The sequence below is a fragment of the Candidatus Nitrosotalea sp. FS genome (assembly GCF_011319475.1).
Classification (GTDB): domain Archaea; phylum Thermoproteota; class Nitrososphaeria; order Nitrososphaerales; family Nitrosopumilaceae; genus Nitrosotalea.
This window is the reverse complement of sequence record NZ_RCMC01000181.1, coordinates 19,026-20,690: the sequence shown is the minus strand read 5'-3', so window position 1 is coordinate 20,690 and position 1,665 is coordinate 19,026. Positions and strand designations below refer to the sequence as shown.

The window sequence follows — 1,665 nt, the reverse complement described above, 5'->3', positions numbered from 1 at the left end:
TCAGCAATATCTTGCTCGGTAAATTTTTCCATTGGTACAAAAGCAATTGCTCTTCTGGCACCTTCAGTGATTGTTCCAGTTTTGTCTAAGATGAGCACATCACAATCACCTGCTGACTCTATTCCCTTTCCTGATTTTACTACAATGTTGTCTCTTGCAAGTCTATTGATTCCAGCAACTCCTATTGCAGGCAACAATCCTCCAATAGTAGTTGGCATCAAGGCCACTAGCAATGCAAAGAGTACTGAAATGTCCATATGGTATCCAAGATAGTATCCAAAGAATAACATCGTTCCAACTACCGTTATGAAAATTATTGATAATCCTGCAAGTAGTATGGTAAGGGCAATTTCATTTTTTGTCTTGGGTCTCTTTGCACTTTCAATTAATCCAACCATTTCATCGAGGAAACTCTTTCCAGCTTCTGAAGTTATTTCGATTACAATACTGTCATTTGCTACCTTGGTTCCGCCAAGCACAGGATTATCTTTTTCTTTGAAGACTGGATTTGACTCTCCAGTCATCATGGATTCGTCCACGAATGCCTTTCCTTCATGTACTATTCCATCTCTTGGAATTATCTCTCCTGCATAAACTCGCACTCGGTCCCCTAATATGAGACTGGTTGATTTTACCAATGCCTCTTTTCCATCCACTAGTTTTTTTGCCAAAACTTCCTTCTCCAAGTTTTTAAGAGAATCTACCTTCGCTCTTGCCTGAGATTCTGATAGTGCCTCAGAAAAGGTGGCAAACCAGACAGTAATAATCAGAATTATTGCAGATTCCATATAGAAGACACGGTTTTCATTTACAAATTCTGATGACATGTTTGGCAGAAAACCTATTGCAAGTACCAAAAAGAATCCAACTTCAACAGTAAGCATTACTGGACTTTTTTTGGCAAGATAAAGTGGGCTTAGCTTTGTTACAGAATCCTTGAGCATTCTTTTGTCAAATATTGATTGTTTTAATTTTGTCATCATCATTTCATCACACTACATTGAAAATGGCCCCATTGCCAAGAACGGAAAGAAAGTAAGAGCTGTTAAAATGAATACCATGACTGATAAAACACCAACAAAAAGAAAACCTGAGGTTTTGATTGGTTCTACAACATCTTTTCTATCTCTAAGTGTAAATGATCCTGCAACTGCTAACATCAATCCAATTGGTGCATAACGACCAAGTAGCATAATCCATGCCGTAGACAAATTCCAAAATGGAGTATTTGCAGATGTTCCAAGATAATCTGATCCGTTGTTTGCTGACGCTGAACTGTATTCATACAAAACTTGCGTAAATGTTGCAGGAGTTGTATGTTCTCCAAGAACACTCTGCGCATTTTCAGTAGTGTATGCCATTACGGATGGAATCAATATTAGTGCAGGATGTATCAAAAATACGAATGCTGCAAGTCTGACATCTCTGGGATTTATCTTCATACTCATAAACTCTGGAGTCTTTCCAACCATCAGTCCAACCAAAAAGAGCGTAAGTATTACAAAGATTATCATCATCATCATTCCTGTACCGTCTGCTCCAGGAATTGCTTGAACAAACATGCCTAGAAAAAGTCCAATTACTGCATTTGGTGACATTCCTGTAAGAGATGCATTTGCAGCACCAGTGTTTGATGCTACGGATGATTCTACGAAGAGTGTACTC

Annotated in this window: 2 protein-coding genes; both read right to left on the bottom strand. The window is 38.4% G+C overall.

Translation table 11 applies throughout. The features are described from left to right. Positions 1–980 (bottom strand): HAD-IC family P-type ATPase (locus tag DYY66_RS06730; RefSeq protein ID WP_218583651.1); only part of this gene is annotated, 980 nt, incomplete at its 3' end. 15 nt (positions 981–995) lie between these two features. Then, positions 996–1,665, bottom strand: a 670-nt coding sequence (locus DYY66_RS06725) for a potassium-transporting ATPase subunit KdpA (protein WP_218583650.1), incomplete at its 5' end; no start/stop codon positions are given.